Annotated in this window: 23 protein-coding genes and 1 tRNA gene; 13 read left to right on the forward strand and 11 right to left on the reverse strand. The window is 66.6% G+C overall.

The window, feature by feature from the left end:
* The first annotated feature begins 10 nt into the window (after positions 1–10).
* Together B2747_RS14395 and B2747_RS14400 are read left to right on the forward strand one after the other, a co-directional pair.
* Positions 11–946: an ABC transporter ATP-binding protein gene (locus tag B2747_RS14395; RefSeq protein WP_291162355.1), complete on the forward strand. Its 936-nt coding sequence runs from the start codon at positions 11–13 to the stop codon at positions 944–946.
* Positions 947–972: 26 nt separating this feature from the next.
* Positions 973–1,740 (forward strand): hypothetical protein, encoded by a 768-nt coding sequence (locus tag B2747_RS14400; RefSeq protein ID WP_291162358.1) that lies wholly within the window; start codon positions 973–975, stop codon positions 1,738–1,740.
* Between the two features lie 305 nt (positions 1,741–2,045).
* Here B2747_RS14400 and B2747_RS14405 read toward each other — a convergent pair whose 3' ends face one another.
* From B2747_RS14405 to B2747_RS14415, 3 genes are all read right to left on the reverse strand, one after another.
* Positions 2,046–2,678, reverse strand: a complete 633-nt coding sequence (locus tag B2747_RS14405) for an LON peptidase substrate-binding domain-containing protein (protein ID WP_291162360.1) — start codon at positions 2,676–2,678, stop codon at positions 2,046–2,048.
* A gap of 75 nt (positions 2,679–2,753) precedes the next feature.
* Positions 2,754–3,434 carry a nitroreductase family protein gene (locus tag B2747_RS14410; RefSeq protein ID WP_291162362.1) on the reverse strand — a complete coding sequence of 227 codons (681 nt, stop codon included), beginning with the start codon at positions 3,432–3,434 and terminating at the stop codon, positions 2,754–2,756.
* Positions 3,435–3,503: 69 nt separating this feature from the next.
* Positions 3,504–3,968, reverse strand: coding sequence for a MarR family winged helix-turn-helix transcriptional regulator (locus B2747_RS14415; RefSeq protein ID WP_291162364.1), 465 nt, complete (start codon positions 3,966–3,968; stop codon positions 3,504–3,506).
* A gap of 119 nt (positions 3,969–4,087) precedes the next feature.
* On the opposite strand from B2747_RS14415, the gene B2747_RS14420 reads away from it, so the two are divergent.
* Positions 4,088–4,158 (forward strand) — tRNA-Cys (locus B2747_RS14420).
* A gap of 220 nt (positions 4,159–4,378) precedes the next feature.
* Here the strand turns inward: B2747_RS14420 and B2747_RS14425 are convergent.
* Positions 4,379–5,395, reverse strand: coding sequence for a hypothetical protein (locus B2747_RS14425; protein ID WP_291162365.1), 1,017 nt, complete (start codon positions 5,393–5,395; stop codon positions 4,379–4,381).
* A gap of 217 nt (positions 5,396–5,612) precedes the next feature.
* On the opposite strand from B2747_RS14425, the gene B2747_RS14430 reads away from it, so the two are divergent.
* Together B2747_RS14430 and B2747_RS14435 are read left to right on the forward strand one after the other, a co-directional pair.
* Positions 5,613–6,968, forward strand: a complete 1,356-nt coding sequence (locus B2747_RS14430) for a cation:proton antiporter (protein WP_291162367.1) — start codon at positions 5,613–5,615, stop codon at positions 6,966–6,968.
* Positions 6,969–8,300, forward strand: a complete 1,332-nt coding sequence (locus B2747_RS14435) for a cation:proton antiporter (protein ID WP_291162369.1) — start codon at positions 6,969–6,971, stop codon at positions 8,298–8,300.
* 335 nt (positions 8,301–8,635) lie between these two features.
* Here the strand turns inward: B2747_RS14435 and B2747_RS14440 are convergent, their stop codons facing one another.
* The 3 genes from B2747_RS14440 to nhaA are packed head-to-tail and all read right to left on the reverse strand — an operon-like array spanning position 8,636 to position 11,936.
* Entirely contained in the window at positions 8,636–9,787 is a 1,152-nt protein-coding gene (locus B2747_RS14440) for a glycosyltransferase family 2 protein (protein ID WP_291162371.1), read from the reverse strand.
* Positions 9,784–10,752: a hypothetical protein gene (locus B2747_RS14445; protein ID WP_291162373.1), complete on the reverse strand. Its 969-nt coding sequence runs from the start codon at positions 10,750–10,752 to the stop codon at positions 9,784–9,786. Before B2747_RS14445 ends, B2747_RS14440 begins: the two co-directional genes overlap by 4 nt.
* On the reverse strand, positions 10,749–11,936 hold the full coding sequence (gene nhaA, locus B2747_RS14450) for a Na+/H+ antiporter NhaA (RefSeq protein WP_291162375.1): 1,188 nt from the start codon (positions 11,934–11,936) through the stop codon (positions 10,749–10,751). Before nhaA ends, B2747_RS14445 begins: the two co-directional genes overlap by 4 nt.
* 117 nt (positions 11,937–12,053) lie before the next feature.
* Between nhaA and B2747_RS14455 the strand changes: the two genes are divergently transcribed.
* From B2747_RS14455 to B2747_RS14485, 7 genes are all read left to right on the forward strand, one after another.
* Entirely contained in the window at positions 12,054–13,634 is a 1,581-nt protein-coding gene (locus B2747_RS14455; RefSeq protein WP_291162377.1) for a S41 family peptidase, read from the forward strand.
* 66 nt (positions 13,635–13,700) lie between these two features.
* The gene (locus B2747_RS14460) at positions 13,701–14,216 is read left to right on the forward strand and encodes a hypothetical protein (RefSeq protein WP_291162379.1); all 516 of its coding nucleotides are present in this window, start codon (positions 13,701–13,703) and stop codon (positions 14,214–14,216) included.
* 14 nt (positions 14,217–14,230) lie between these two features.
* Positions 14,231–16,522, forward strand: coding sequence for a hypothetical protein (locus B2747_RS14465; RefSeq protein ID WP_291162380.1), 2,292 nt, complete (start codon positions 14,231–14,233; stop codon positions 16,520–16,522).
* Positions 16,519–17,127 carry a class I SAM-dependent DNA methyltransferase gene (locus B2747_RS14470; protein WP_291162382.1) on the forward strand — a complete coding sequence of 203 codons (609 nt, stop codon included), beginning with the start codon at positions 16,519–16,521 and terminating at the stop codon, positions 17,125–17,127. Before B2747_RS14465 ends, B2747_RS14470 begins: the two co-directional genes overlap by 4 nt.
* A 38-nt stretch (positions 17,128–17,165) precedes the next feature.
* Positions 17,166–17,963 carry a serine O-acetyltransferase gene (locus tag B2747_RS14475; protein ID WP_291162384.1) on the forward strand — a complete coding sequence of 266 codons (798 nt, stop codon included), beginning with the start codon at positions 17,166–17,168 and terminating at the stop codon, positions 17,961–17,963.
* A gap of 19 nt (positions 17,964–17,982) precedes the next feature.
* On the forward strand, positions 17,983–18,903 hold the full coding sequence (cysK, locus tag B2747_RS14480; RefSeq protein WP_291162386.1) for a cysteine synthase A: 921 nt from the start codon (positions 17,983–17,985) through the stop codon (positions 18,901–18,903).
* Between the two features lie 176 nt (positions 18,904–19,079).
* Complete coding sequence (locus tag B2747_RS14485; protein WP_291162388.1) at positions 19,080–20,165, forward strand: DNA recombination protein RmuC; 1,086 nt, start codon at positions 19,080–19,082, stop codon at positions 20,163–20,165.
* Positions 20,166–20,323: 158 nt separating this feature from the next.
* Here the strand turns inward: B2747_RS14485 and B2747_RS14490 are convergent, their stop codons facing one another.
* The 4 genes from B2747_RS14490 to B2747_RS14505 form a co-directional block, all read right to left on the reverse strand.
* Positions 20,324–20,932, reverse strand: coding sequence for a hypothetical protein (locus B2747_RS14490; RefSeq protein WP_291162390.1), 609 nt, complete (start codon positions 20,930–20,932; stop codon positions 20,324–20,326).
* A 92-nt stretch (positions 20,933–21,024) separates the two neighbouring features.
* Positions 21,025–22,773: a putative ABC exporter domain-containing protein gene (locus B2747_RS14495; protein ID WP_291162391.1), complete on the reverse strand. Its 1,749-nt coding sequence runs from the start codon at positions 22,771–22,773 to the stop codon at positions 21,025–21,027.
* A 17-nt stretch (positions 22,774–22,790) separates the two neighbouring features.
* Complete coding sequence (locus B2747_RS14500) at positions 22,791–23,507, reverse strand: ABC transporter ATP-binding protein (protein WP_291162394.1); 717 nt, start codon at positions 23,505–23,507, stop codon at positions 22,791–22,793.
* Entirely contained in the window at positions 23,504–24,358 is an 855-nt protein-coding gene (locus tag B2747_RS14505) for a hypothetical protein (protein WP_291162396.1), read from the reverse strand. The genes B2747_RS14500 and B2747_RS14505 overlap by 4 nt, the downstream gene beginning before the upstream one ends.
* A gap of 231 nt (positions 24,359–24,589) precedes the next feature.
* Here B2747_RS14505 and B2747_RS14510 point away from each other — a divergent pair, with 231 nt between their 5' ends.
* Positions 24,590–25,849: an EAL and HDOD domain-containing protein gene (locus B2747_RS14510; protein ID WP_291162397.1), complete on the forward strand. Its 1,260-nt coding sequence runs from the start codon at positions 24,590–24,592 to the stop codon at positions 25,847–25,849.
* Positions 25,850–25,855 lie beyond the last annotated feature (6 nt).

Raw genomic sequence — 25,855 nt, forward strand, 5'->3', positions numbered from 1 at the left:
GCGAGAGCGTATGAGCGCGCCCGCGTTGGTGTTCGATCATGTGTCGCACTGGTACGGCGACGTGGTGGCCGTGAATGACATCACGGCCACGGTAGACGCGGGCATCACCGGCCTGCTGGGTCCCAATGGCGCCGGCAAGAGCACGCTGCTGCAGATGGCCGCTGGTCTGTTGGCGCCGTCGAGCGGTACGGTGCGCGTGTATGGGGAGGTGCCGCACGAGCGTCCGCAGATCTTTCATCGTGTGGCACTGGTGCCCGAACGCGAAGCGTTGCCCGGCATGCTGACGGCCCGCGCCTTTGTGGAGGCACGCGCTACCCTGCTTGGTCTGCCCGATGTGCGGCAGGCCGCCGCGCGCGCGCTCGATCACGTGGAGATGGCGTCGGCCGCTGATCGGCCCGTGCAGGAGTTCTCCAAGGGCATGCGTCAGCGCACCAAGCTGGCGGCCGCGCTGGTCCACGAGCCGTCGCTGGTGCTGCTTGACGAGCCGTTCAATGGTCTCGATCCAAGACAGCGCCTGCACATGATGCAGTTGCTCGAGCAGCGCGCCGATGCGGGCGTGGCTGTGCTGCTGTCGAGTCACATTCTCGAGGAAATCGAGGGTGTGGCCGCGCGCATTCTGGTGATGTTGTCGGGACGCCTGGCGGCCAGCGGCGACTATCGCGCGCTGCGTCGCATGATGACCGATCGACCGCACACGGTGCGGGTGCGAGCCAGTGACGCGCGTGCACTCGCGGCCCGTCTGGTGGCAGACCCCATCGTGATTGGCGTGGAAGTGGACGCCGACGCGCTGCTCGTGCGCACGACGGACTACGCCGCGTTTTCGCGGCACGTGCTGCAGGCGGCCCTGGGTGTGCCGCCCGTGTCTCAACCCATCACGTTGCTCGGCATCGAACCCACGGACGAGTCCCTCGAACACGTGTTTGCGTATCTGGTGGAGCAGCGATGAGCACCGGTCAATCGACGAGTCCTGCGATGAGATCCGGGTTGCGTGTGAACTGGCTGGGCAGCGCGCGTGTCCTGGTTCGTCTGGCCTGGGCTCGCACGGGCGGCACATTGCTCGTGACCGGACTGGTGGTGTTGCTGCTGCTACCCATGGTGTTCGCCATGATCTTTGCGTCGCGCGGCAGTCTGAGCGGCGACCCGGTGGAGTTCCTGGTGCGCAGCTATGACAGCCTGCTTGGCGGCATGGCCACACCACTCATTGCGTTGCTGCTGGGGACCAGCGCGTTCAGTGCCGAGTCGGAAGACGGCACGCTGCTCTATCTCGTGACGACCACCACGCCGCGCTGGTGGATTGTGCTGGTGCGTGTGTGTTTCGCTGCCGTGCTGACGGGGGCACTCTCGGCGTTGGCGGTGTGGGGCACCGGCACGCTCGCCGCGGGCAGCAGTGATCCGGAGGGCGTGACGACGGCCTACACGGTGTCGGTGTTCTTTGGTGGCTTCACCTACGCGGCACTGTTCACGGCGCTTGCGTTGTTCACGCGACGCGCGCTGGTGAGCGGGCTGGTGTACGTGCTGTTCTGGGAGGGCGCACTCAGCGACCTGTTCCCGGCGCTGCAGTATCTGAGTGTGCGCCAGTGGATGCGCGGAATCGCGGCGCCGCTCACGACGGCGGACACGCCGGCGGACTTGCCCTCGGTAACCTACGCGCTGGTAGCCGCGAGCCTGCTTGTGCTGATCACGGTGTACGCAGGCGGGCGCAAGCTGCACGCGCCACGGATCTCGAGGATGGGGACCTGAGCTCTCATTTCTCGTGTCTGAGATCTGAGATCTCAGATCTGGGAGTTGGGAGACCAGACACGATATAGAGATGGGAGAACAGCAACCAATGATGTGAGAATCGCGATCGCGTGGGGAAAGGACTGCGGTTGCGGTTGACGTCAGCTGCGGCTGAGACCACGACTGTGGGCCCATGTCGCACACGATCGCAACTCCCAACTCATTGGTTGCTGTTGTCTCATTTCCATATCGCGTCTGATCTCTCAACTCCCAACTCTCAGATCTGAGATCCCAGAGACGAAGCGGTCGACGGGAGACACGAGCATTCAGAGATGGTGTGCTGCCGCGCGGAGCTCGAGGTCTGGTAGTACCCGCCGAATGATCCCATCCACCTGCGCGAGTCGGTTCGACGACCGGCGCTCGGCCAGCAGCGCAGAGCGCTGCATCACGTCGAGGTCGATCATGGCCGCGATGGCCCAGGGCAGATGCGCGGGGGCGTCGGGCAGAGAGGGCGTACTCGCCGGCTGATCGGAGAGACGCTGCACCGCCGATACCACACGGCGGAAATTGGCCGCCAGTTCATCGGCCTGCAGCGCAATGGCGATGGCATTGAGGTCGGGTTCGTCGGGCAGGAGCTCTACCACGCCCTGGCGATACAGCGAGTCGGCCTCGACACTCTCCACGAAGAGCACGCGCTCACGCCCGTGCACGATGATGTTGGCGCGCCCGTCGGGCAGCATCTCCACGTCCGTCACTTCGGCGACACAGCCCACGCGTCCGGTGGGCAGGGTTTCCGTGCGCTCGCCGACATGCAGGGGCATGAGCGCGAAGCGGCTGTCGCCGGCGCGGATGTCCGCCAGCATCTGGCGGTAACGCGGCTCGAAGATGTGCAGGGGCATGGCGGTGCCAGGGAAAAGCACCGTGCCAAGTGGAAACAGCGGGATGGTCGTGCGGGCCATGTGCAGAGTCAAGCGCCTCGACCGACCCGGGGGAAGCGGCACCCCGCAGAGTTGCGGGGTGCCACACGGGCCGTCTCAGACGAAACGCGCGACCCGGTCCACTTCGTGCCTGTGTGAGCGAAATCCGTCTTCCGCGCCATGGCCAAGGGCCACCAGCGCGGTGATGGTGGCGTGGGCCGGCACCCCGAGAATGTCCTTGGTGGCCTCGACATCGAAGCCCAGCATGGGCGAGGTATGGAAACCCTCGGACTCGGCGATGAGCAACAGATAGCCCAGCGCAATGTTGGCCTGGGTGTTGGCCCAGACGCCGCGGGCTTCGGCGGTCATGCCACCAAAGTTGCGCTCGAGCATGGCGATGGTGGCCGCCTTCTTGTCGGCCGGCAGGTCGGGATGCACGACCTCGTCCAGATGGGCCATGGTGTCTTCCATGTCCGCATACATGGCCAACACCACAGGAGCCTCACCCACCTGCTTCTGGCCGTACGCGGCCGCCTGCAGTCGGTCCTTGGTGGCCTGATCGCGGACGACGATGAAGCGCCAGGGCTGGAGGTTGAAGGCCGAGGGCGCCCGGCCCGTGAGCGTCAGCAGCTGCCGCACCTCTTCGTCCGTCACGGGGACGTCGCGATAGGCACGGACGGAGCGGCGCGTGAGGGCCGCTTCGGCAGCGGATCGCCGGGCCTCCGAGGCCGTGCCGCGGGCGCCGGCAATCTCGTGTTCGGTCGTAATGAAGGCGGAGGCGGAGTCGGAGCGGATCATCTCAGTAGGTACCGGTTGTCGTGAGTGTGTCTGTGTAAACAACTATTAGGGCAAAAAAAGGGTTCCCAATCAGCGGTCGGACGATCCGGGACAGGCCTGGCGCAGCTGGTGCAGCACACGCAGCAGGGTGTCCTGATCTTCTGCCGGGATACCCGCAAAAACATGCCGCTCCGCCGAGCAGACGACCGGGCGAACCTGATCCAGCAGTTCGGCACCCTTCGGCGTCATCACCACATGCACGACTCGGCGATCCTTTTCGTCGCGTGAACGCGCCACCAACCCGGCAGCATCGAGCCTGTCAACCATTCTGGTGATATCAGGACCTGGAGCCGCCATCTGCCGACCCAGTTCCGAGCAACCCGCCGCGTCGTTGCGCGCGATGAGCTGCAGCAATTCGAACTGTGCCGCGGTGATCCCGAACGGCTCCAACGCCCGCGCTACCGTAAGCTCCACATGCGCCGCCGCCGCCCGGAGGGCGTGCACGGTGGTGTTGTGGACGGTGCCCGTGTGAAGTGTTTCGGTCTCCGAAGTCATGCTTTGAGGATATCTGTTAAAACAACATTCGTCAAGTGGGATTGTTGAGCAGGGTACCACTCCTTCGGCCGGCGGCATACATTGCGCTTCCCGATGCCGCCGAGTGCGGCACGGGTCTGGGCGCCGTCGCCAAGTGGTAAGGCAGGAGACTGCAAATCTCCCACCGTCGGTTCGATTCCGACCGGCGCCTCCTAGAACTGCGGCTTGGAGTTTTGAGTTGGTGAGTTGTGGGTTGAAGACGAACGCGCCCCGTCCTGACGGACGGGGCGCGTTCTTCCTTTGTGACCACGGCCCCGACTGAAACGCGGTCGGGGTCCTGGTCGGGGTCGGGGTCTTCGTCGGAGTCCGGGTCGCGGTCCGGGTCGCGGTCCGGGTCGTGGTCCGGGTCGTGGTCGCGCCCAGGTCGCCCCTTACCAGTACACCGACAGATCGTAGTGACTCGCGCCGCCCTGTGAGTCATCGATGCGCACGACCGCCGTGTAGTTGTTCCAGGCCGAGGGCTGCTGCACGACGCGCACACTGCCGCGGCCGCTGAGGCGATCGACGTTCACGGTCACCCCGCGATCGGGCAAGCCGCTGCCGCGCACGTTGGACGACACGTTGCTGACACGCGCGCCACTGCGTGTGATGGTCTCCACGCGACGGCCGTTGATGCGAATCTCCACCACATCATCGACGCGCCCGCTCCAGCGCAGCATGCCGTTGTCGCGTCCGCCGCGATCGTCCCAGCCGCCTCGGTCATCGCGATCGTTGCGGTCGTTCCGATCATTGCGGCCCGGCACGGGGAACGGCGGGCCCCAGCCACCGCCGCGCCCGTTGGAGCCCTGACGGTTCTCCCAACGATCGTCGCGGCGGTCATCACGCCGGTCATCGCGGCGATCATCCCGACGGTCGTCCCGCCTATCATCACGCCGGTCATCGAAACGATCATCACCGCTCCAGTACGCGATGAGCCGGTAGTTGTCGGCGCCGCTGCGCGGATCGCGAATGCGAATGGTCGTGCTGTAGCCGTTACGTGCCGAGGGCTGCTCGATGATGTCCACATCACCGCGTCCATCCTGCAAACGCACGATCACATCACCGCGTCCACGCGGCAGAGCGCCACTGACCTGTGCGCGATTGCCGAGTCGCGCGTCTTCACCTGAGGTGCGCAGGTTGCGGTCACGCATGGTGATGTAGACCTCGCGATCGACTCGGCCACTCCAGGTGAAGAGCGTGCGGTCCACACGATCCACCCGGTGTGCCGCCTCCGTCGGAAGCGCCCGCGCCTCTCGCGCGGACAGTGCGTTGATGACCAACGCACTCAACACTGTGACGAGCGTCACGGTGCCGGCCGACACGAGCGGCGAACCGTGCGATGACGTGGAGATGGTTGCCGTGCGCGACGGCGAGACAGAGCGAAAACGGATCGAACGACGCAGCGACATGTTGTCCTCTCGGGTGACTGACACCCGCCATACAGCGCATTGAAAGTGCCAGCGCGCCACGCGCGCCTCATCGCATGTGGTCACCACCTCGCAAGTGCTTGTCACGTGATGTGTTGCCGCGCCTTGTGGGAACACGGCATGCGCTCGTATGATGCCAGTGACGCCTGTCCCGCTGTCCTGCATTGTGGACAGCCTGTGTGAACGCCAGCGGACGCTCATGACCACACCACTTCTTCTCATTCTCGTGGCCGCTGTGGCGTTTCTCGCCACCCACGTGGTGTATGAGTGGCTGGCCAAGCGCCTGCTCATTGTGTCGGGCGCCGAGTATCTCGTGCTGGGTGTGTTGCTGGGGCCGCAGGTGACGGGTCTCTTCACGCCGGCGGCCATTGAGGCCTTTCAACCCATCATCATTCTCGGTATCGGCTGGATGGGGGTGGCGGTGGCCATGCCGCTGCGGCTGCAGCGCCTGGTGCGCATTCCGGCCGTGCCCTATCGCACCGCGCTCGTGGAGAGCCTGCTCACCTTTGGTGTGGTGACGGCGGGCGCGACCTCGGCCATTGCGTACGCCTATCAGGTGCCATGGCGTGAGGTGCTGGCGGCGGGCGGCATTCTGGGTGCGATTGCCGTGGCGTCCACACCGGCCGGCCTCGACGTGGCCTTTGGTGAACGCGGCAAGGACGCCGCGCGACGGGCGCCGGTGCTGTTGCAGATCGAGGTGGCCAACCACCTCAACGCGGTGGTGAGTGTGGTGGTGTTCGGCATCATTCTCGCGGTGATGCACGACACCGTGCCGCTGATGGTGCGCGCGCTCACCACGACCGAATGGGTGGTCGTGACCCTCGGCATTGGCGTGGTGGGCGGTACGGTGTTTCATCTGTTCCTCGGTGGGGAGCAGAGTGCCGACCGACTCGTCATATCGCTGGGCGGCGCCATCATTCTCGCCAGCGGCGCGGCGGCGTATCTCGAGCTCTCGCCCACCCTCGCGCTGTTTGCCATGGGCGTGGTGCTGGTCAACTCCATGCGCAATCCGGGCGCGGTGCAGGACGTGCTGCGCGCTGGTGAGCGGCCGCTCTACTATGCGCTGCTGCTGCTGGCAGGCGCATCATGGCGTCCGGATTCGAACATCGGGTGGTGGCTGGTCATCATGCACTACGTGGTGCTGCGCACGCTCACCAAGCTCTGGGGCACCGGCATTGTGACCTGGGTGAACGGCGCGCAACAATCGGTGGGTCTGGACTGGGGGCGGGCGCTCATCGGGCAGGGCCGTCTGACCATCGCGCTGGCCTTCGACTATTCGCGACGCGGCCTGCCATATGGCGACGTGATCTTCACCTGCGCCGCGGTGTCGGTGCTGTTTACCGAGTTCTTCGCGGCGCGCTTTGTGCGCGCCGCCGCGGCACCACTCATCGCGCCGCTCGAGTCCATCTCGGCCACCACCGGCGCCGTGCTCGACACGGTCACGGAAACCGTGACGCATGCCTTGCCGAGTTTTCTGCAGCCCAGCGAGGACGGGTCAGCGGATCGGCCGGCCGACGTGTCAGAGCCGAAGCCTGCACCACCGGGAGATCGCTGAGTGCGTCGCCTCGTCATTCTGCTGATTCTCTTTGCCGTGATGCGCGGCGTGTTCGTGCTGGGCGGCCCCACGAGCGGCATTCCCACGCTGATGCTGTTTGGCTTCCTCATCCTTGCCGCGTACAGCGTGGGCGAGCTGGTGAAGCCGTTTGGCATTCCCAAGATCGTGGGCTATCTGATTGCCGGCATTCTATTCGGGCCACCGGGACTGGCGTACGTCAGCAAACCGGCACTCACCGAGCTGACTCCGGTGAGCAACCTGGCCATCGCGCTCATCGCGTTTCTGGCCGGCGCCGAACTGCAGTTGTCGGAAATCCGCGAGCGCGGTGCGGCCATTCTCAAGATGGTGTCGAGCGAACTGGTTCTGACCTTTGCGGCCATTGCGGGCACGATGGTGCTCCTGCGCAGTCAGCTCCCCATTCTCGCCAATGCACCCGCCGCGGAAGTGGTGGCCTTTTCGCTGCTGTTTGCGAGTGTGGCGGTGGTGCACTCGCCGGCGGTGACGATGGCGCTTCTCACCGAAACGCGGGCCAATGGGCCGGTGGCTCGCTACACGCTGGGTGTGGTGCTGGTGATGGACGTGGCGGTGGTGCTGCTGTTCTCGCTGGTGTTGGCGGTGGCGCGCAGCTTGGCCCCGCCGGCGGGTGGCGCCGAGGGCGTGCAGGCCGGCGCGGTGCTGTGGGAGATCGGTGGTTCGGTGCTGGTGGGCGCGGTGCTGGGGGCCTGCATTGCGCTCTATCTGCGCTTCATCAGCCGTGAGCTGTTCATCTTCGGCTTGCTGATGGCGCTGTTGGGCAGTGAAGTCGCGCGCATTCTGCACGTCGAGACACTGCTCACCTTGCTGGTGGCGGGCTTTGTGGCGGAGAACGCGGGTGGCGGACGCGGTGAAGACCTGCGGCACGCCATGGAACGTGCGGCGGCGCCGGTGTTCGTGGTGTTCTTTGCGCTGGCCGGTGCGAAGATCGATCCGCGCGCGGTGCTGCCGTTGTTGCCCATTGTGATTCCCGTGGTGCTCGTGCGCATGGCGGGCATCTACAGTGGCATGCGCCTGGGCGGCAAGTGGGCGGGTCTGCCCACGCAGGTGACGGGCAATGCCTGGTTGGGTCTCGTGTCGCAGGCGGGTGTGGCCATCGGCCTCGCGACGGTGGTGGCCGATGTGTATCCGTCACGTGGCGCGCCGCTGCGGGCGTTGCTCATGGCCACCATCGCCATCAACGAGACCATTGGCCCGATCATGTTCCGTCTTGGTCTCAAGCGCGCGGGAGAGCTGACACCGTCCGAGGCGAACGCCGGCCAATCGGTGGGCAGTCCACCAACGGCCGGCGCGCATTGATTGCAAGGCGCAAATACTCCTCTGCGCCCGCATTTCAACGCTGCGTGAGCTGTTCGCGATCTCGCGATGGCAACGAATGTCGATGCAGACGCCGGATCGTCAACCGCTCACGCAGAGAACTGCAAGAGAACATCGGAGAACGCAGAGGAACGGATCGTTCTTGATGGATCCTCATTTCTGATCCGTGTGGTTTCCGCTCAATCCGCGTCCTCCGCGGCAAGGCAGGTCGACTTTGACCGCCTTTCTCCGCGTGCTCTCTTCCTCCGCGTTCTCTGCGTGAGCTGTTAGCGAACTTTCGGATGCAACGAGTGCTGCTGCGGCGGCCGCACGAGCCGTCAGGCCATGGTCTGTGGCTGCAGGTTCTCTCGCCTTCCCAGCACGGCGCGACCGATGCGCTTCATCCATCCGCTGTGCTTCGGCGCCGGCGGTTCGAGCGGTGCGATGTCGTCGAACACACTGCGATAGGGCACGATGGCCGCTTCGGCGTGCGCGATGACGCTCCGCACCTGCTGCTCGTTGAAGGTTTCGAACGGCTTGAAATGGAAGGGATGCTGGCGCGCGGTTTCTGCGAACGCGTGAATGGCCGGGAACTCGCGCGAGAGCCGCGGCATGAGTTCCAGCACGCTGGCCAGCAGCAGCTTGGGGCTGGGCTGCTCACCAAAGGAGTACTGCAGGTAACGGTCCTGTGCGAGTCGCCAGAACGCATCGGTGGCCTCGTTGATGGCCACCGCGTCGTACTCGAGCGCGGTGCACATGAGGCCCCAGAGCACATGCTGTTCGCGGCCCGACATGTTGCGAGTGGGGGACTCGGGCGCCTTGTGCCAGTGCCGCAGAAAGGCGTGGTCGAGGATGTAGCCGGTGGGAATGCCGTGCCGCCACATGCGGAGATTGAACTCCGTCCACTCGCCCCAGAACTGTCGACGCGGGTTGAACCCGCCAATGTCCGCGAAAAGTCGACGGTAGCCGGCCACGAGCATGCCCTGCACCGGCATGTAGCGGATGCCGTCCACGTTCACATACGGCGTGGACTCACGCGGCTTGAAGCGGGTGTCGGTGTCTTCTTCGTACGACGGGAGACCGACGATGCCCAGCGGATGCGCGCGCAGGGTCTGCTCGATGGCGCCCAGAATGTCGCCGTGCAGTGTGAGGTCGTCGTCGATGAAGGCCACGAGCGGTGTGCGACACACGGAGAGTTGCACACGCCGGCCGCCACCGATGGTGGGGTCGGTGGCGTTGACGTAGACACGAATGGGCAGCGATGGCGCGAGCGCGCGGATGCGTGCCTCGACGGCCATGGGCTCTTCTTCCGTGGCCGTGTTGTACACGATCACCACCTCGAACGGCGTGCGCCTGGGCAGCTCGGCCATGGACCGCAGCAGCTTGCCCAGAAACTCCACCCGTGAGGGGATGGTGAGCATGGTGAAGGTCCAGCGCGGGGCCCCGGCCACACCGGCCTGGGAATGAGACGGCGTGGTGGCCGTCCTCATGTGCGCGCCCCCGAACTGCGGCGCGTCGACGCATGCTGCGCTGACGCGTACTGCGCCAACAGATCGAGCATCTGCATCCAACCTCCTGGCCCTTCCGCCTCGAGGACGATGGCCTCGGGCAGGGCGGCAAGCGCCGGGTGTGGTCCCCGGTGCGGATTGCGAATCACGAAGCGCAGGTCGGCTTCAGCGAGCAGGGAGACGTCGTTCTCCTCGTTGCCGATCGCGGCAATCAGGGGAGATACCCCGTCGACGGTGAAATGGTGCCGTAGCGCACAGAGCGCCGGCCCTTTTCCACCTGCTGATGTGAGCGTGAACCAACGGCCTCCGCGCCGAAGTTGCAAGCCTCGTTGCTCACTTGTTTCCCGAATATGGTCGAGCTCACTTGGTGAAATCGCGAGTGGATCGACCAGCACGCTGTTGCGGCGGGCATGCAGGGCTCGGCGTGCCGAGGCCGGCGTGCGAAAGCCCAGCTCGCGGAGGGCGGCCATGGAGCGCTGACGGGTGTCAGCCCTGGTGAACGGCTCAAGCCCTGCCATGTGCTGCCTGAGTGTCTCTGCAGTGGCGGCAATATGGCGCGCCTTCAAGCGTCTGCGGCCGTGCTGCTCGACGTCGGAGTGGTCGGCTGAATCACGGGTTGCCGCCGAGTCGACGGCCCATAGGGCTCCGTCTTCGGCAATGCAGGGGCCGGGAATGCCGAGGGCCCGCTGCAGCACCGTGAGCTCGCGGAGCGTGCGGCTGGAGGCGAGGCCCAACTGCACCGGCGCTCCCCAGTCCGTTTCGAGCTGGGAGAGACCACGGCGCAGCACGGCCGGGGTGACCGGCAGCCCCTCCTCACCCAGCAGCGTGCCGTCGACGTCGCTGAGAATGAGGAGGGGGCGCTCCGTCGCGGGGTGCCCTGTCGCGGGGTGCCCTGTCGCAGGATGCCCTGCCGGGGGGCGGCGCGCGGCGGGGCGCGGCCCGGTCACGGGGCCGAGGGGAGTGCCGACGGCGTGGGTCGGCGTGCAAAGGACAGCAGGACCGCTCCGCCAATACCAGTGATGAGCGATCCGCTCAGCACACCAATCTTGGCGGCGTCGAGCTGGGCGTTTTCGCCAAAGGCCAGGGCGGCGATGAACAGCGACATGGTGAAGCCGATGCCGCCCAGCGTGGCCACGCCGAATACGCGGTACCAGTCGGCGTCGGCGGGGAGATCGGCCCACCGGAATCGGACGGCCAGCCAGGCGGCGCCAAAAATGCCGAGCGGTTTGCCGACGATGAGGCCGAGGGCCGCGGCACTGACGGCCGGCTGTCGGGCGAAGCTGGCCAGGTCGTCGGGCAGCGTCACCCCCGCATTGGCGAGCGCAAAGAGCGGGATGATGAGATACGTGACCGGCCAGTTGAGATAGTGCTCGAGTCGCTCCTGCACGCAGTCGGGCCCCTTGGAGGGCACGGTGAAGGCCAGCAGCACGCCAGCGATGCTGGCATGGATTCCCGACTTGAAGACGGCGAACCAGAGGGCTATGCCCAGCAGGGCATAGGGCCAGATGGCCCCGACGCGGCGGCGATTGAGCTCGAGCAGCGCCAGCAGCAGCAGCACCGTGACGCCAAGGGCGCGCGCACTCACGGTGGGGGTGTAGAAGAAGGCGATGACGAGCACGGCGCCGATGTCATCGGCAATGGCCAGGGCGGCCAGAAAGATGCGAAGCCCCGAGGGAACGCGGTTGCCCAGCAGGGCCACGATGCCAAGGGCAAAGGCAATGTCGGTGGCCATGGGAATGCCCCAGCCGGCGTGCGCGTCCGTGCCGCCCGCCACCAACAAATAGATGGAGGCCGGCAATACCATGCCACCCACGGCGCCGACTACGGGCAGGGCGGCCTTTCGTATGCTGGAGAGGGCCCCGTCCTGGATTTCGTGCTTGATCTCGAGACCGACCACGAGAAAGAACACGGCCATCAGGGCGTCGTTGATGAAGTGCTGCAACGACAGCCCGGCCACCGGCAGGTGATTGAGGGCGTGGTAGGTCTCCCGCCAGGGCGAGTTGGCCCAGATGAGCGCCAGCAGGGCGCAGCCCAACAGCAGCAGTCCGCTGAGGGCCTGGCTTGGCGGTGGGGCCTTCTCGTCGATCAGCCCGTCTTCGATTGGATCGGCGTATTGTGGCGTAGGTTCCATATTTGACGGATCACCCGGCGAATGCGTGTAGTATGTAGGTAACCCCATGGCCCAGCGGATGCGACCGTTGCGCTTCGCGGAATTTGGGGTTCGACCGGACGTATCGAGGGCCGCAGGATGTCGTCGCCGTCTCCAACTCCACGCCGTGCCAGCCGACGGACAACGCGTCGGGCGCTGTGGCTTGTGCCCCTGGTGGCCGGCAGCGTGGGGGCGGCGTTTGTGACGGGGCGCTGGTATGAGCGGCGCTTCGTGGAGGCGCGCAGTGAGTGGGCGGGCGTGCAACTGCTCTCCTCGGCCATCGATTCCGTGCGAGCCAATGCGCTCGACTCGCTGCCCAGCGATGAACTCATCCGCCGTGCCGTGACCGGCATGCTACGCGAGCTGCAGGACCCCTATGCGGCGATGCTGCAGTCGGACGGCATGCAGCGTTATCGCGGGACCTTGCTGGGTGAGGGGCATGGGCTGGGTCTGACCATGCGCCGCCATGCCGATGGGGCGAGTATCGCCCGCGTGGCCCTTGGGTCGCCGGCCATGTTGTCGGGCATCCGCGCCGGCGACCGCCTGCTTGCGGTGGATGGCGTGCCGGTAGAGGCCGACGGCAGTTGGGGAAAGAACAGCGACAGTACCGCAACATCTCCAGATCAACATCTGGTCACTTTATGGCGCGCGCCGCTCGGTGACACGGTTCGGGTGGTGGTGCGGCGCAGCGCCTGGCGCATGCCGGCCGTGTCGGATGCCGCCCTGTTGAATGACAGCTTGGGCTATGTCCGGCTGGCGTCCATGACGGCGCATTCGGCGGAAGAGGTGGAGCGCGCCGTGGCCGTGCTGGTGCAGCGCGGCGCACGCTCGCTGGTGCTGGACCTGCGTGGCAACAGCGGCGGGCTGTTCGAAGAGGGCGTCAAGGTCGCGTCGCTGTTCCTGCCGCGTGGTGTGGTGGTGGCTTCGCTGGCGGGACGAGGCGGCGACGCCGTGCAGCCGCACGAGGCGCGCGGCTCGCGCTGGTCCAACTTGCCGATGACCGTGCTGGTGGACCGCCAGACCGCCTCGGCGGCCGAGGTGATTGCGGCGGCGCTGCGCGAGCACGACCGGGCGCTGCTGGTGGGTGAGCCGACATACGGCAAAGGCGTGGTGCAGCGGGTGGTGAACCTGTCCCCCGACATTGCGTTGCGGCTTACGACGGCGCGTTGGCTGACGCCGTCGGGGCGGGCGCTCGAGCGGAATGCGGTGCGCGGCGGCGGATTCACCGGCGGGTTGATTCCTGATGTGGTGGTGGACCAGCCGGGCCGGCGAGACCTGGCGGCAGTGCCGCGCGAGTGGACCGGTGACGCGGCGCGTCGCATGGACCAGCTGGCCGACTCCTTGGCGGTGCATGCGCTGCGGGCCGGTTGGGCCACGCGCCCGCTGGCGGTGTTCGAGGCGCGGTTGCGGGCGTCACTGGCCCAGCTCACGCCGGGCGCGCTCACGTCGCCTTTGCTGCGTGCCGACTGGGTGACGCAGGCCACGCGTCTGGCGCTCGTCCGGCACCTGGAGATCGAGGGCGAGCGGGAAACCATTCTGCGGTACGCCGTACGTGATGATGCCGCCCTGCGGGCCGGCGCCGAGGTGCTGCTGCCGGGTGAAGACCTGGCGCAGGTTATTCCCGCGCCCTTGCCGGCGCCCCTGCCTGCTTCGGTAACGGGCTCCGCGTTTACGCCGTGAGCCAGTCACCGAGCGCCGGTCACCGTGAGTCGGTCACTGTGAGTCAGTGTCTGTGAGTCGGTTTCCGTGACTGGATGGCGTGGCGTGGCCTGGATGGCGTTTGGGCTGTCTCTGCTGCCAGTGATTGCCGGCGCGCAGCCCACGCCGCTCGACACGTGGATCGTGCGACGCTACCGGGGCGCGCAGCTGGTGCCGGATTCGCAGCCAGCGCGAGGCGCTTCGGCGACGCCCGTGGCCCGTGTGGCCGCGGCCCCGCGCATTGAGCAGACGCGGCGTGGCACCACTCGCGACACGCTCTGGGCGGTGCACTTTGCGGCCGGGCCGGAATTGGCTGGGCTCTCGGTGGGAACGCGCACCACCCTGACGGGTCCCACGGGTACCATGACGCCGGTGGTGGCGCGGGTGGTGGCGCGTCGCCCGTTTCGCGCGCCGCGGAGCCCCGGCTCGGCGCTGCGCCCCGACTCCAATTGGCGTCATGCCTGGGCCTATCTTGTCGTGATGCCACACCTCAACGAATCCGCCATCTCGCGTTATCGCGGCTGGCTGCTGGTGGAAACACCCGACCGTCCGGCCACGCGATGAACGCTGGTGGTGTGATGTGGACACAACGTGTGTTGCGTGGCGTGTTGGGTGGTGTGTTGCCCTCTGCTCCACGTGGTGTGTTGCTGGGCCGTGCCCTGCTCGCCGTCGTCCTCGTGGTCAGCGCGCCGGCGGAGGCCTCCGCGCAATCGAACGACGCCCCCACCTCGGCCTGGCGACACGCCGGCGCCGACTCGCTGGTGACGCGCGCCATCGCGCGGCGTGGTCTGCAACTGGCCGACAGTACCCTGCTCAGCTACACCGCCAGCGCGCATGGCTTTCTGGCCTTCCTCGCGCAGTTGGGCGAAGGCCAGGTCATTCCGCCGCGCGTGGTGCAGAGTGAAGAGTTGGCGCTGCAGGTATCGTGGTGGGCGCCAGGCCGCAGTGCGCAGCGACTGGTGGGTCGGCGTGACACCACACTGCTGCCTGCCGACGTGGGCTACTATCGCGATCGCTATGGTGTGGTGCTCGACAATCTGCCCGATCGCATTCGACTGGGTGATGGACAGGATGTGCGCGATGTACCACATCCGCTCGCGGCCAATGCGCTGTCTCTCTACGAGTATGCACTCGGTCGTCCGCTGACCATTCGCATTCCGGGCCGCGAGATTCTCGTGGACGAGGTCAAGTTCCGTCCACGTGATGCCCAGAAGCCCGGCGCGATCGGCTCGGTGTATCTCGACCATGAAAGTGGTGCGGTGGTGCGGTTGTCCATGACCTTCACGCGCGCGGCCATCATCGACAAGCGCATTGAAACGCTGGTGGTGACGCTCGAGAACGGACTGGTGCAGGAGAAGTACTGGTTGCCGCGGCGACAGGAAGTGGAGGTGTCGCGTGGCAGCACCTGGCTGGACCTGCCGGTACGTGGCATCGTGCGTGGGCGCTGGGAAATTGCGGGCTACACGGTCAACGAACGTGTGCCGGCGGCCACCATGTTGCTGCCGCGCTGGAGTTCGGCGCCGCGCGACTCGCTGCGCGCGCATGCGTTCGAGGGGCGCGTGGTGGATGTGCTGCCGCCCGAGATTCAAATGGCCAGCAGCGAAGAGGTGGTGCAGGCGCGTGTGCAGGCGGAAGCGGCGGTGCGGTCGGCCATGCTGGCGCGACCGGCCACGGCCTCAATCACCGGGCGTGGCATCAGTGATCTGGCGCGGTTCACCCGCGCGGAAGGTTTGGCGCTGGGGTTTGGCGCATCGCACACGAGCAGTGCCGGCTTCGTGTTGCGCGCGCGGGCGCGCTACGGATTTGGCGATGAGGAGGTCAAGGCCCACGTTGCACTGGGCCCGTCGCCGGCGTTCGGTCGTTCGCCTACGCTGCAGGTCTTTGCCGAACGCGACTATCGCGATCTGGGCTTTGCCGAGCGGGCGGGTGTGACCAACTCGATGGGCGCGGCCTTGTTCGGCAGTGACTACACCACGGTGGTGGATACGCGCGCGGTGGGCGTGCTCTGGCGGCGCGCGCCCACAAGCGCGTTCGCGTGGCGCCTGGCGTATGAGCGGGACGACCCGGTGTTCACGGCGGGACGTTCGCTGCGCGGTGTGTTGGCGCCTTCGCTGGCCGCGTGGCGTGTGGAAGGTGTGCGCGCGGAGCTGCGTGGCAGCGGCGGCTGGGTTCCGAGTGATGCCATGGCGCGTCGTGGTGTGTGGAACGTGATGATGGATGCCGGCGCGATGCATGGGCGGGGGACGCCGCCCACGGGCCTTAACGACATCGCACAGGATACGCTGGGTGTTCTGCTCAACGGCCCGCGTGTGCGGCCGCTGAGTGCGCGGATCCAGGGCCAATTGCAGATCACGCAGCCACTGGCCAACGATCGCGCACTCGTGTGGCACACGGTGGCCGGTGTGGCTGGCGGACGCGACCTGGCACCACAGAGTCTGATCTTTGGCGGCGGGCCGTGGTCAGGTCCGGGGTATGCGTGGCATGCCTTTGCGTCCAAGGCCATGCTTTCATCGCGTCTCGAGTGGCGCACACCGCTGCCGGCGCCGTCCATCCCGCTGGGACGCTTTGGCAAGTCGCCGCCGCATGTGACCCTGGCACCCTACGTGCAGGCGCTGGCTACGGCGTCTGGCCGCGTGCCGGTATCGCCGATTGGGCTTCGTGCGGATACGCCTGGTGCGCGCAACCTGTCGATTGAGCAGCGCACGGTTGGCGGTGTGTATCCGTCGGTGGGCACGGGAGTGTTGCTGTTCTACGATCTGCTGCGCGTGGATGTGGCGTACGGATTGCGCCGTGATCGGGTCGCCGGACCGGCTGGTGGCGGATGGCGCTTCGCCATCGACATCGATCGTGCGTTCTGGGGCATGCTGTGAGTTACGACCCGCACGCGCGCTACGATCAGGCGTACTTCGACAAGTGGTATCGTCACCCGACCCATCGGGTGAAGTCGCCGTCCGAGCTGTCGCGTCAGGTGGCGTTTGTGCTGCGTGCGGCCGAGTTTGTGCTGGGTCGCCCCGTGCGCAGCGTGCTGGATGTAGGCTGCGGTGAGGGAAACTGGCGGGCGCCGCTCAAGGCGCTGCGGCCGCGCGTAGCTTACACGGGCGTGGATCCGAGCACGTATGCGGTGGAACGCTTTGGCGCGCGACGCGGGCTCATGCAGGGCAGCATTGACGCGCTCGATAGCTTGCCTTTACGGTCCGCGTACGATCTGGTCGTGTGTTGTGGCATGCTCAACTATCTCGCGACCGACGTGCTGATGCGCGGGTTGACACAGGTGGCGGCGCGCACTGGTGGCGTGGCGTATCTGGAGTTGTTCACGCGGGAAGACCGATTCGAAGGTGATACGCAGTGGCCGCCACCCCGGGCGGCTTCGTGGTATCGCGAGCGCATGCACGAGGCGGGACTGTGGCCCATCGGGATGCAGATGTACGTAACGACGGACTCACGCGAGCGGGTGTCGGCACTGGAACGGCTGTAGGCGCGGCTGAGTCCGCTGCCGAGTCGTGGAGCGCGTTTTTGGCCACGCTGCGCGCGCAGCGGGCCGCTGAAGACCGGTCGTATCCGTTGCGCAGTCAGGCCGAGGCGGTGGTGACGCGTCTGCTGGGGCTGCTCTTCCCTCCGTTTGCCCGGCAGCCCTGTGGTGGTCCCGATGCCGTGGATGCCGAGGCCGCCGATCTGGTGACGTTGCTGCGCGCGGCATTGACTCCGCTGGTGCCCAACGCCGACGAGGTGGTGGCGGTGCTCACGTCCCGTCTGCCCGCGGTGCAGACCGCGCTGCAACTCGACGCGGAAACCATTGCCAGCGGCGATCCGGCGGCGGGCAGTGTGGAAGAAGTCATTGCCGCCTATCCCGGGTTTCTGGCCATGGCGGTGCATCGTGTGGCGCACGAACTCTATGCACTCGGCGTGCCGATGTTCCCGCGCGTGCTGTCGGAGTGGGCGCACCGGGAGACGGGTATCGACATTCATCCTGGCGCGCAGATCGGTGCGGCCTTTGCCATCGATCATGGCACCGGCGTGGTGATCGGCGAGACGAGTGTCATTGGCGATCGGGTGCGCATCTACCAGGGCGTGACTCTGGGCGCGCTGGCGGTGAGCAAGAAGCTGGCCAATCGCAAACGTCATCCCACGATTGGCAACGACGTGGTCATTTACGCCAACGCCACCATTCTGGGTGGCAATACGGTGGTGGGCGACGGGTCGATCATTGGTGGCAACGTCTGGCTGACGTCGTCGGTGCCGCCGCGTTCGGTGGTGCAGTTTGCCAGTCGCGTAGAGCAGCGCGGCGACGACGGGATCGAGTTTCATATCTGATCATTCACTCGGGGGAGTCATGCGGGCACGTTCCATTCTCGACACCATTGGTCAGACGCCGCACGTGCAATTGTCGCGGCTGTTCGGTTCACGTCTCACCGTGTGGATGAAGCTCGAGCGCGCCAATCCGGGTGGCAGCATCAAGGACCGTATTGCGCTGGCCATGATCGAGGACGCCGAGTCGCGCGGTCTGCTGAACAAAGACAGCGTGATCATCGAACCCACGTCGGGCAACACCGGCATCGGCTTGGCCATGGTGGCGGCGGTGAAGGGCTACAAGCTGGTGCTGGTCATGCCGGAGTCGATGTCCGTGGAGCGGCGGCGTGTGATGGCGGCGTATGGCGCATCGTTTGATCTCACGCCACGCGAGCTGGGCATGAAGGGCGCCATTGCGCGCGCGCAGGAACTGGTGGCGAGCACCCCCGGCGCGTGGATGCCGTCGCAGTTCGACAACCCGGCCAACATTTCGGCACATGTGCAGAGCACGGCGCGCGAGATTCTCGCTGATTTTCCGGAGGGGCTCGACGTCCTGATTACCGGTGTTGGCACGGGCGGTCACATCACGGCGGTGAGTGAGGTGCTCAAGGCCCAGTGGCCGGCGCTGCGCACGTATGCGGTGGAGCCGCTCAAGTCGCCGGTGATTGGAGGCGGCGCCCCCAGTCCGCACAAGATCCAGGGCATTGGCGCGGGCTTCGTGCCGGCCAACCTGCACGTGGACACGCTCGACGGGACCATTGCGGTGACGGAGGAAGACGCCTTTGCGTATGCGCAGCGTTCGGCGCGTGAGGAAGGCATTTTCATCGGCATCTCGAGCGGTGCGTCGCTGGCGGCGGTGGCGCAGAAGGCGCCGGAGTTGCCGGATGGGGCGCGCGTGATGACGTTCTGCTACGACACGGGGGAGCGGTATCTGTCGATCGATGGACTATTCCCTTTGCCGTAGGTTTGGGTGTGGTCCGCTGGATCGTTGAACAGAAGGTGTGAGGAATGGAGGATCCGGGGATTGGAGGGGCGGGCCATGGAGGCACATCGAGCTCGCGTGCCTCCGTGGCCCGCCTCTCAGATCCTCAGATCCTCTTATCCTCACACCTTCTGTTTCCCCGCCATCCAACTCGATGCATGGATATCGCGACCGTCACCCCAATCCTCGTTGCAGGCCTCGTCGGCGCAGTCACCGCATGGCTCTGGCAGCAGCAGCGGCGTATACGAGCGGAGCGCGAGGCCCGCGAGCGGGAAGGTGCGCTGCGCGAGGTCGTGGCCCGACTCGAGGGTGAGGCGGCGGCGCTGAGTCGACAGGGCAATGTGGGGGAGTTGCTGGCCCCCATTCGCGAGACTCTCTCGCGCACCGATGCCGCGCTGACACGAATGGGCCACACGCAGGCGGAAGTGGCGGGCAAGATCGGTGAACGACTGGACGCCGTGTTGCGCGGCGGCGAGGCGCTCGCGCGTGAGACGCAGCAACTTTCCCAGGCCTTGCGTGCGCCCGCAGTGCGCGGGCAGTGGGGCGAACTGCAACTGCGGCGGGTGTGCGAGCTGGCGGGCATGCTGGCCTACTGTGATTTCGAACCGACGGTGACGGTGCGCGCCGGGCAGTCGGTGCAGCGCCCCGATCTGGTGGTGCGCCTGCCGGGTGATCGGCGTTTGGTGGTGGATGCCAAAGCGCCGCTGACCGCCTATCTCGAAGCGCTCAACGCTCCCGACGAACGCACGCGCAAGGCACGCATGACCGAGCACGCGCAGCAGGTGAAGTCACACGTGCAGCAGTTGTCCGCGCGGCGCTACTGGGCGCAGTTCGACGATGCGCCGGATTTTGTGGTGCTCTTTCTGCCGGGTGAGGCCTTCTTTGCTGCGGCGCTGGACGCCGACCCGTCGCTGCTCGAGTCCGCGCTCGAGGACAAGGTGCTGCTGGCCACCCCCACGACACTGATTGCCTTGCTCAAGGCGGCGGCCTACGGCTGGCGGCAGGAGCGTGTGGCCGCCGACGCGCAGCAGGTCGCGCTGCTGGGCCGCGAACTGCACGAGCGACTGGCCGCATTCGACGAACAGCTTGGTGATGTGGGGCGGCATCTGCAACGCGCGGCGCAGTCGTACAATCGCGCGGTGGCCAGTCTCGACAGCCGGGTGCGGGTGAGTGCGCGGCGGCTCGGGGAGCATGTGGGGGTGGAGACGGGGGAGGGGCCGGCTCCATTGCCGCTGGATCAGTGAAGCGGCGGCATCGTTGAACTGAAGGTGTGAGGATTGGAGGATCTGGGGATAAGAGGGCGGGCGTCGGGGGACTCTTTCCTGTAGAGTCCTCCGACGCCCGCCTCTCCAATCCTCAAATCCTCTGATCCTCACACCTTCAGTTCAACGATCTCGCCGCATCACAAGGACCCCAGCAGATCATCGATCGCCTTCTTGTCCGCATCCTCCAGCGACTCGGCGCCATGGATGATGCGTTGCAGGATGTCCACCGCCTCCGCCGCGAGATCATCGGGATGCTTGCGGTCCTTCTCGAAGCGCACGATGTGGCCGAGCAGGATGGTCTCGAACGGCGTCTCTTCCTCGTCGTCCTCGTCCTCCTCGTCATCGTCGTCGTTATCAGCGCCGAGTGCGGATTCGTAGCTGGGTACGCTGGCCTTCCAGGGCTCGGCGTTGTGGGCTTCTGCCTCCAGCAGGGCGCGTGGCACGAGGGCAAAGAGCCGGCACTGGAGACCCGGTTCTTCTTCGTAGGCAAAGAGGCCGAGGGGCACGGGCTCTTCGAACAGGCGGAGATCAATGAGGCGCGCGATGGCTTCGGCGGGCATGGCGCTGCGTGCCACCATGCGGCCGTCGATGTAGGCGGCCAGCGCAGAGGATTCCGGGGCGCGGGGATCGTCAAGCTGCGCGATCTGCACCGTCACCGGCTCCCGCGTGGTCACGAAGACGGCGGGCTTGGCCTCCCCGTCATCAGGCGCGGGGCTGTCATCGGTCGGATCGAATTCGTCGGACATGATACTCGCAGGTTAGGCAAAAACCGCAGCCACCGAAAGGGTGGCGGGGCCAGTCGCTCTGTTACAGTCGGTGTTTTGCTACCCGTCTGTGATCAGAGCGAAGCAGCCACGTCGTTGACGTCGGTGTTTTCGAAGACGGTGCCCAGCCAGCGCAGCACGGGCCACAGCTGCAGCGCAATGACGAGGCTGGCCAGCGTGGTGGCCAGGAGCAGGGACCAGCCGCCCCAGTCATTGGTGAGCCAGAGCACGAGCAGCGCCGCGCCCACGGGAAACACCAGACCGACGGCAGCCACGAAGGCCGTGGCGCCCGTGGTGAGCAGGTTCTGTCCCATGGTTTCGAATCCGCGGGCTTCGGTGCCGAGTCGCACCCACGCAGGAAACAGCAGGGCCACGCCGTTGTGAATGGTGAACATCAGCGCGTTGAACGCCGGCACGCCCACGGCAATGGCCGCCAGAATGGGAATGGTGGCGCCGGTGGCTTCGAACAGTGTGGGGTCCTGAATGAGCAACACCAGCGGCACCACCATGAGCGACCACACGGTGATGGAGTGCAGCAGGGTGACGGCTGCAATCTGCGCGGTGACGATGCGCCAACCGGCCAGTGGCATGGTCTTGAGCATGGCCAGGCGAGGCAGGTCGAGACGCAGGTCGAAGCGCATCCAGAGGGGGCCTATGAAGAGCAGCATGGCCCCCCAACCAATGGAGACGCCCACGAACATGTCGGCCGCGTTGCGTGAGGTGCTGCGCGCGAGGGTGGCGAGCAGCGCGAGGCCGACGACAAAGCTCACCAGCTGGGTCTTCCATGAGCCGCCACGCAGGGCGGCGGCCACGTTCTTCCATGCAATGGCCACTTCCGGCCGGCCGGTGAGGGCGAGACGCGGCACCTTGACCAGCTTGCCCTTCTTGGAGCGCGCTTCGCCCATTTGTGAGCTGCGGAAGCGCTGCATGACTTCGGCGCGGTAGCGCGTGTGGTCGAGGGCGGCTTCCTCGAATGCGGTGTCGAGACGCACGAGCCAGGTGTAATGCAGCATCAGCACGCCAACGGCCAGCAAGGCCTCGCGTGCCCAGACGGCGGTGCCGGTGTGCAGCACCGGGGCAATGAGCACACGCACCGGCCAGAGTGCGGCGTGGGGCACCGGGGCTTCGAGCGCCGCGCTTACGGCACGCAGAAAGGCGCGCAGCCCCTGGTCACTGGCGGCGCGCAGTTCCGGGAGCGCCGTGATCAAGCCAAAGGCGACACCGGCAAACATGGCACCGAACACCACGCCAGACACCAGCACGCGTCGCCAGCCGGCGCGGCCGTGTTCAATGGCGGCGCTGCGCACCATGGACGCGCCCAGTCGATGCATGGCGAGTGTGGAGAACAGGAGCCACCAGCCCGTGGCGCGTTGCCAGCTGACCAGCGAGGTGGCATCGCCGCGAAAGATGACGGTGAAGACGAAGGTGTTGAGCAGAATGGCCAGCTGCATGCGCAGCAGCTTGGCGTGAATGAGTCCGCGGCGGCTGATGGGCGCCGGGAAGAGGAATTGCACTTCGGCCGGTGTGAAGGCCAGGGCACTGCGGTCACTGCCAAAGAGCCACCAGCGTGCCGAGGTGATGAGCAGCAGGGCGCTCGCAATGAGCAGCGTCGTGGGCGACTGCAGCAGGGTGGAGAAGGGCGCGTCGGCGCCGCGGGTGTTGCGGAACAGCGCCCACCAGAGATAGAACGCGCCGAGTGCCACGGCCACGAGATAACGTGGATTGCGGGCGCGCGCGGCCTGGGCACGCAGGCGATTGCGGAACGCGTGCCAGTAGAGGAAGAGCATGGCCCGCAGCGGGGCCGGTGTGCGTGCAGTGCTCATGGGTCGACCTTCACGCGTCAGCCCGTGAGCGCGATAAACATTTCTTCGAGCGTGCGTCCTTCGAGGTCGGGCCGCGCGGTGACCACGTCGTCAATGGTGCCGAAGGCCACGGCTTCGCCGCGGCGAATGACCAGCAGACGGGTGCAGAGTTCTTCCACCAGATGCAGCAGATGGGAGCTGAGGACCACGGCGGTGCCTTCACGCGCGCGCGCCTGAATGGTCTCCTTCATGCGCCGGATGCCCACCGGGTCGAGACCGGTGAGCGGTTCGTCGAGCAGGAGCACACGCGGTTGATGCAGCAAGCCACAGGCGATGGCGAGCTTCTGCTTCATGCCGCGCGAAAGTTCGGTAGGCAGCGCGTCGCGCTTGGCGGTGAGCTCCAGCTCCTCCAGCAGCCCCGGAATGCGCGACTCGGCATCAGCCACCCCATACAAGCGGGCCACGAAGCGCAGATGCTCCTCGACTGTGAGGTAGTCGAAGAGCGCCGGTTCATCGGGAATGAAGGCGAGCCTGGATTTCGCGGCCACCGGGTCCTGCTGCATGTCCACACCGGCAATGCGAATGCTCCCCGACGTGGGCTGGAGGATGCCGGCCAGCGCGCGCAGGGTTGTGGTCTTGCCGGCGCCATTGGGGCCCACGAGACCCAGGACATCGCCGGGTGCTACTGTGAAAGACAGGGAATTCACGGCGAGGGTGTCGCCGTACTGCTTGGAATAGCCGGAGACTTCGATCACGGCGTCGCGGGTGAGAGCACGAGAGGGGCGGTGAGGGTGGCGCTGAGTGTGACGCCGGCGGGCAGGCAGCGTTCGGTGACCTTGTTGCGGGCGGCCGCTACCGTGCCGGCCGCTGCGCCACCGGCCGCACCGATGACGGTGCCGCGATTGCCGCCGCCAATGACACGACCCAGGATGGCGCCGATGACCGCTCCCGTGGCCACCTTGCCGGCGTCGCCACCCTTGGAGACCTGCTTCTCTGTCAGCGTCGCGCTGCCTACGTCCACCGTGCCCTGGGCCGGTATGAAGACCCCATCCCGCTGAATGCCACGCAGACGGAACGTGAAGACGCCCTCGGCGGTTGCCGAGGCCAGTTCCACCAGCACCGGGGTACCGGCCGGCAGCATGGCGCCGTCATTGCCCTGCACGGCCTGACCCAGCGAGACCACGAAGCGGTCGCCCGGCTTGTTGGCCAGCGAGCAGATCTCGGCGTTGGTGGCGCCGGCCAGAATGAGGCCCGTTCCCAGCGACGGGGCTCGGCCGGCCGGTCCGGATCCGGCGCCGGTGTTGGCCGGTGCAGTTTCCGGGCTCGCTGCGCTGCTGCTGCTGCTGGCGGGCGGGCCTGCTGGTGCAGGCGCTGGTGCTTCAGTGGCTGGTATTGGCGCTGCTGCCGGGTTGGTGCTGGGTTTAGGGCGCGATGATGTCGTACGAGGGGCGACCGTTTTGGTGGCCGTCGGGCGACTTGACGTTGGGGCGGACGCCGGCGCCGGCGTGGCCACCGGCTCTGGCGAGGCGAGGGCCGTGTCGGCGGGGATGGCCGTGGAGGTGGCGGACGACGCGAGGGTGAGGTCGCGGGCGAGGGCAGAGTCCACGGCTGCGGATTGCTTGCGGTCGCCGCCGCAGGCCAACAGGGCGGCAGCGCCGGCCAGCTTGAGGCCGCGCGAGGTCCGGGAAGTCCGCGCCGAACGAGTCCACTGAAGTTGCGCCATACGCTGGACGATAGTCGGAGAGAGGAGCGTCGTGCCACCCGGTGCGCCGCGCCACCCTGTTCTACGAATCGTACCGCCCGCTTCGGTCGGCGTTCCCCTGCCCGTTCGCCCTGCATGCCCGTTTCCGATGTCGACGTGACGCCGCCACCGACGGCGCAACACGTATTCATCGCTCGTCAGCCCATCTTCGACGCACGCAACAAGCGTGTGGCGTACGAGCTGTTGTACCGGGCCAATCAGGAGGCCACACACGCCGGCACCGATGTCTCACCGGCTCTCATGTGTGGTGACACGGCGCTGCATGCCCTGCTGTCCATCGGTCTGGATCGGCTCACCGGTGGCACGACCGCGTTCGTGAATGTGACCGAAGAGCACCTCACGGGCGAGCTGTACAAGATTTTCGATCCGAAGGCGGTGGTGCTGGAGCTGCTCGAGTCCATCGATGGCACGCCGGCGGTGGTGGATGCCTGCGCCCGCGCCGTGGCCGATGGCTATGTGTTGGCCCTCGATGACTATGACGGGCGTGGGTCGCTGGATGCGCTGTTGCCCTATGTGTCGATCGTGAAGGTGGACGTGCTGCCGGTGCCCGATGTGCGCGTGATGCGCGACATGGTGCAGCGCCTGCGCGCGCATGAGATCACGGTGCTGGCCGAGCGGGTGGAAACGCCCGAGGTGCTGCAGGCCGCACGGGACGTGGGCTTCGAGCTGTTCCAGGGCTATGTGTTCAGCAAGCCGGAGACACTCGACGGCCGCGCGGTGAATGTGCAGCAGGCCACGGTGTTTCACATCATGGCGCTGCTCAATGAGCCCGATGCCACCGACACGATGGTGGAGGAGGCGTTCCGCAGCCATCCGTCGCTGAGTCTTTCGTTGCTGCGCATTGTGAACTCGGCCTCGTTCGGCGGGCGTGGTGTGGATTCCATTCCCTACGCCATTCGCCTGGTGGGACGTGAGGCGCTGTCTCGCTGGATGCTCATCATGCTGGTGGCCAGCGTGGGGTCGCGCAGCGCGGTGGCGCACGAGGCGGTGGTGGAAGCGCTGGTGCGTGGACGTTTCTGCGAGGTGGTCACGGCACACGGTGCGCACGGTGACCCGGCGGCGCGCTTCCTGGTGGGCCTGCTCTCGCGCATGGACCGCCTGCTGGGCCTGCCCATGGAGCAGGTGCTGGAGCGTCTGCCGGTGAGCGACGACGTGCGCGATGCGCTGCTGCATGCACGCGGGCCGCACGCCACGGTGCTGCTGCTGGCGGATGCCTACGAGAACGCCGACTGGCCGCTGGTGGACACGCTGTCGGGCAACATGGAGCTGCCGTCGCTGTATGCCGAGGCGGTGCAGTGGGCCAACACGCGACTGGCGGCGGTGACGGCGCGGTAGGAGGAG

It is taken from the genome of Gemmatimonas sp. UBA7669 (assembly GCF_002483225.1).
In the GTDB taxonomy this organism is placed as follows: domain Bacteria; phylum Gemmatimonadota; class Gemmatimonadetes; order Gemmatimonadales; family Gemmatimonadaceae; genus Gemmatimonas.